The sequence below is a fragment of the Actinomadura rubrisoli genome (assembly GCF_004349215.1).
Taxonomy (GTDB): domain Bacteria; phylum Actinomycetota; class Actinomycetes; order Streptosporangiales; family Streptosporangiaceae; genus Spirillospora; species Spirillospora rubrisoli.
Genome location: NZ_SMKU01000532.1, coordinates 1 through 4,272, shown reverse-complemented (window position 1 = coordinate 4,272; position 4,272 = coordinate 1). Strand labels below are relative to the sequence as shown.

Here is a 4,272-nt window from a genome sequence, read left to right as displayed (position 1 = left end):
GTCGTCCTCGCTGAGGGTCTTCCCAAGGACCCCTGGGGCTTCGCCCCTAGACCCCCTGGGCTTCGCCCTATTCCCCTGGGGGCTTGTGCCTCTGTCCCCCCTTGGGGTTCGGCCATCGAATGGTGCGTTGCTGGGGTTGTTGGGGTTCTGTGGGTGGTTTGGTCGCTCGTGCTTGGCCGCATGCTGTTGGTGATCTGCTGCATCGGACCGCGCGGCGGTATCTGGACAAGGTGGCTGTGGTCAGCGGGGACCGCCGAGGATGTCCACGCGCACGCGCGGGCACGGCTCGCCGGGTACGAGTGGCCCGAGTACGTCGTCCTCGCTGAGGGTCTTCCCAAGGACCCCAGCGGCAAGATCCTCAAGCGCGACCTTCGCGGGTGGTACTCCGGTCTTGTCGGTTAGGAGTCCAGGTGAGGGGCCAGCGTTAGGGCCAGGTGGAGGGTCAGGCGGTCTTGGCCGTTGGCCAGGGAGAGGGTGGTGAGGTCCTCGATGCGGCGCAGGCGGTGGTAGAGGGTCTGGCGGTGGATGTTGAGGGTCTGGGCCGTCTGCTGGACGTTGCCTGACAGGTCCAGGAACGTGCGGGCCGTGGCGGCCAGGTCGGGGTGGTCCAGGAGGCGTTGCGTGCCGGGGGTCTGGGTGGCCTGGGAGAGGGCCTCGTCGCCCGCGCAGCGCAGGAGGCGGAGGACGCCCAGGGACGTCCAGTCGCGGGTCTCGCCGGGGGCGGCGGCGCGGGCGGCGACGCGGGCGCGGAGCCAGCCCTCGTGGACGTGCTCCAGGCTCGGGGACGGGGTGTACAGGCCCGCCTGGACGGGGATGCCGCGCTCCTCCAGGATGTGGCGGGCCCGGTCGGCGATGGCGCGGGGGGACGTCGGGGACGGGATCACCAGGACGTGGTCGCGCTGCCAGACCGTCGCGAGGACGGAGTGGGGGAGCAGCCACGGGTTGAGGGGCTCGGGCCTCTGGGTGCGCAGGACGGCCACGGCCAGCGGCGGGTCCAGGGCGTCGGCCTCGGACAGCTCGTTGGCGGCCTGAGCGCGGACGTCCGGCTGGGCGGAGAGGAGGTCGGCGACCCGCCAGCCGAGATCGTCGCGTTCCCTGGCCTGGCGGGCCATGAGGAGGCCGGCGCGCTCGCAGAGGGGCATGGCCTGGGCCGCCCGGGACGGGGTGATGCGCTCCTTGTCGTCCAGCAGCCAGAGGTAGCCGTAGGTGACGCTGTTCCAGCGGGCGGGCAGGCACAGGCGGCCGAGCTGGCCGAGCGAGGGGTCGGCGGGGATGCGGACGGGGCCGGTGGCGCGGGCGATGCCGTGGCGCTCGAACCGGGTGCGGACGGCCTCGGTCGCGCGGCGGTGCAGGATCGACTCCATCCGGACGGGGTCGATCGTGTCGCCGTGGGCGGCGTAGGCGACCAGGTGGAAGTCGCGGTCCTCCAGGGTGGCCGGGGCGCCCAGGAGGTCGGCCGCGAGCTCCACGATTTCCTGTAGATCGCGAGCCATCGTCCTCCTTGTGACATTTGTATGAAGAATCTGCGGGCCGAAAGTGGCAGTTGACTATACGAGATCCGGGCGGGGCGCTCCTAACGTGCGGGGTGTCAACGTCGTTGGAGGTCCCGATGCCCAATCCTCTTCTCCTCGCGGCCGCCCGTAGTGACCGGATGCGCGGCCTGGTGACGTCCGTCCCCCTCACCCGGGGGGTGGTCGACCGGTTCGTGGCCGGGGAGGATCTGGAGGCCGCGACCGGCGTCGTGCGGGAGCTGGCCGGCGCGGGGCTGCGGGTCACCCTCGACCATCTCGGGGAGGACACCGCCGAGCGGGCCCAGGCCGAGGCCACGCGGGACGCCTACCTGGCGATGTTCGCCGCCTTCGAGGAGCAGGGGCTCAACGACGGGGCGGACGCCTCGGTGAAGCTGTCGGCGCTCGGCCAGGCGCTGGACGAGGACCTCGCGTTCGACAACGCGAGCGAGATCTGCGCCGCCGCCGGACGGGCCGGCATGACGGTCACGCTCGACATGGAGGACCACACGACCGTCGACTCCACCCTGGAGATCCTCGGCAAGCTGCGGGCCGAGTTCCCCTGGGTGGGCGTCGCCATCCAGGCGATGCTGCGGCGCACCGAGGGCGACCTGCGCGACCTCGCGCACGAGGGCTCGCGCGTCCGGCTCGTCAAGGGCGCCTACGCCGAGCCCGCCTCGGTGGCCTACCAGGGCAAGCCCGAGATCGACCGCGCGTACGTGCGGGGGCTGCGGACGCTCATGGCGGGCTCCGGCTACCCCATGATCGGCAGCCACGACCCGCGGATCATCGAGATCGCGCAGGCGCTCGCGGCCACCCTGGGGCGCCCGGCGGAGTCCTACGAGTTCCAGATGCTCTACGGGATCCGCGCCGCCGAGCAGCGGCGGCTGGCCGAGGCGCACCAGATGCGCGTCTACGTCCCGTACGGCGCCGACTGGTACGGCTACTTCATGCGGCGCCTGGCCGAGCGGCCCGCCAACCTCGCCTTCTTTCTCCGTTCGTTCGTCTCCCGCTGACCAGGAGGGTTCATTCCATGGACGCCGTGACCACCGTTCCGACCCCGGTGAACGAGCCGGTGCGCGGCTACGCGCCCGGCAGCGCCGAGCGGGCCCGGCTGGAGGCCAAGCTCGCCGAGCTGACCGCGCAGGCCCCCATCGACCTGCCGATGACGATCGGCGGGGAGCGCCGCCTGGGCGCCGGGGCGAAGGTCGCCGTCGTGCAGCCGCACAAGCACGCCTCGGTGCTCGGGACGTTCGGGACCGCCACCGAGCAGGACGCGCGGGACGCCGTGGATGCGGCGCTGGCGGCGGCTCCCGCTTGGCGGGCGCTGCCGTTCGACGAGCGGGCCGCGATCTTCCTGCGGGCCGCCGACCTGCTGTCGGGGCCGTGGCGGGAGACGCTGGCGGCCGCGACCATGCTCGGGCAGTCCAAGACCGTCCAGCAGGCGGAGATCGACAGCCCCTGCGAGCTGGTCGACTTCTGGCGGTTCAACGTGCACTTCGCGCGGCGGATCCTGGCCGAGCAGCCGATCAGCTCGCCGGGGGTGTGGAACCGGTCCGACCACCGGCCGCTGGAGGGGTTCGTCTACGCGATCACCCCGTTCAACTTCACCGCCATCGCCGCGAACCTGCCGACCGCGCCCGCCCTCATGGGCAACGTGGTGGTGTGGAAGCCGTCCCCGACGCAGACGTACTCGGCCGTGCTGCTCATGCGGCTGCTGGAGGAGGCGGGACTGCCGCCGGGCGTGATCAACCTCGTGACCGGCGACGGGCTCGCGGTGTCGGACGTCGCGCTCGCGCACCCGGAACTGGCCGGGATCCACTTCACCGGATCCACCGCGACCTTCCAGCACCTGTGGAAGACCGTCGGCGCCAACATCGAGAGGTTCCGGAGCTACCCGCGGCTCGTGGGGGAGACGGGCGGCAAGGACTTCATCGTCGCGCACCCGTCCGCCGACCGCGCGATCCTGAAGACCGCGCTGGTGCGGGGCTCCTTCGAATACCAGGGCCAGAAGTGCTCGGCCGCCTCGCGGGCCTACGTCCCGCGGTCCATCTGGGAGGACGGCTTCAAGGACGAGCTGGCCGCCGAGGTCGACTCGCTGACCATGGGGGACGTCGCCGACCTGTCCAACTTCATGGGCGCGGTCATCGACGAGCGGGCGTTCGCCAAGAGCAGGGCCGCCATCGACCGGGCGGAGTCCGACCCGGCAGTGGAGATCGTCGCCGGCGGGACCTACGACGACTCGGTGGGCTACTTCGTGCGGCCGACCGTGCTGGTGTCCGACGACCCCGAGAACGAGATCTTCCGAACGGAGTACTTCGGCCCCATCCTCAGCGTCCACGTCTACGAGGACGAGCGGTACGAGGAGATGCTCACCCAGATGGAATCGGTGGCGAAGTACGCGCTGACCGGCGCGGTCATCGCCACCGACCGTGCCGCCGTGGCGCGTACCGCCGAGGTGCTGCGGTACGCGGCCGGCAACTTCTACGTCAACGACAAGCCCACCGGGGCCGTCGTAGGACAGCAGCCGTTCGGCGGCGCGCGCGCGTCCGGCACCAACGACAAGGCCGGTTCCGTGCTCAACCTACTCCGATGGACGTCCCCGCGTTCCATCAAGGAGACGCTCGTCCCGCCGACGGACTACCGCTACCCGCACATGGGCTGACCCATCACGCCCAGCGACGGGTCGGCGGCCAGCCGCTCCCCGGCCACGACGCCTGTGCCGCCGACCTCGCCCCCCATGCTCACCGCCGCCCTGCAAGCC

General features: G+C 71.7%; 4 protein-coding genes. 3 read left to right on the top strand and 1 reads right to left on the bottom strand.

The window, feature by feature from the left end; translation table 11 throughout:
• The first annotated feature begins 180 nt into the window (after positions 1 to 180).
• On the top strand, positions 181 to 402 hold the full coding sequence (locus tag E1298_RS44720) for a hypothetical protein (protein WP_131903447.1): 222 nt from the start codon (positions 181 to 183) through the stop codon (positions 400 to 402).
• Here the strand turns inward: E1298_RS44720 and E1298_RS44715 are convergent.
• Positions 399 to 1,493: a PucR family transcriptional regulator gene (locus tag E1298_RS44715; protein WP_131903446.1), complete on the bottom strand. Its 1,095-nt coding sequence runs from the start codon at positions 1,491 to 1,493 to the stop codon at positions 399 to 401. The genes E1298_RS44720 and E1298_RS44715 overlap by 4 nt on opposite strands.
• Before the next feature lie 116 nt (positions 1,494 to 1,609).
• Between E1298_RS44715 and E1298_RS44710 the strand changes: the two genes are divergently transcribed.
• Together E1298_RS44710 and pruA are read left to right on the top strand one after the other, a co-directional pair.
• Positions 1,610 to 2,524 (top strand): proline dehydrogenase family protein, encoded by a 915-nt coding sequence (locus tag E1298_RS44710; RefSeq protein WP_131903445.1) that lies wholly within the window; start codon positions 1,610 to 1,612, stop codon positions 2,522 to 2,524.
• 17 nt (positions 2,525 to 2,541) lie between these two features.
• Entirely contained in the window at positions 2,542 to 4,173 is a 1,632-nt protein-coding gene (pruA, locus tag E1298_RS44705; RefSeq protein WP_131903444.1) for an L-glutamate gamma-semialdehyde dehydrogenase, read from the top strand.
• The last annotated feature ends 99 nt before the right edge of the window (positions 4,174 to 4,272 follow it).

What these genes read in the sequence shown, in the direction of transcription:
- E1298_RS44720 (WP_131903447.1), top strand. Translation starts at nt 181, where the DNA reads ATGCTGTTGGTGATCTGCTGCATCGGACCGCGCGGCGGTATCTGGACA.
- pruA (WP_131903444.1), top strand. Translation starts at nt 2,542, where the DNA reads ATGGACGCCGTGACCACCGTTCCGACCCCGGTGAACGAGCCGGTGCGC.
- E1298_RS44710 (WP_131903445.1), top strand. Translation starts at nt 1,610, where the DNA reads ATGCCCAATCCTCTTCTCCTCGCGGCCGCCCGTAGTGACCGGATGCGC.
- E1298_RS44715 (WP_131903446.1), bottom strand. Translation starts at nt 1,493, where the DNA reads ATGGCTCGCGATCTACAGGAAATCGTGGAGCTCGCGGCCGACCTCCTG.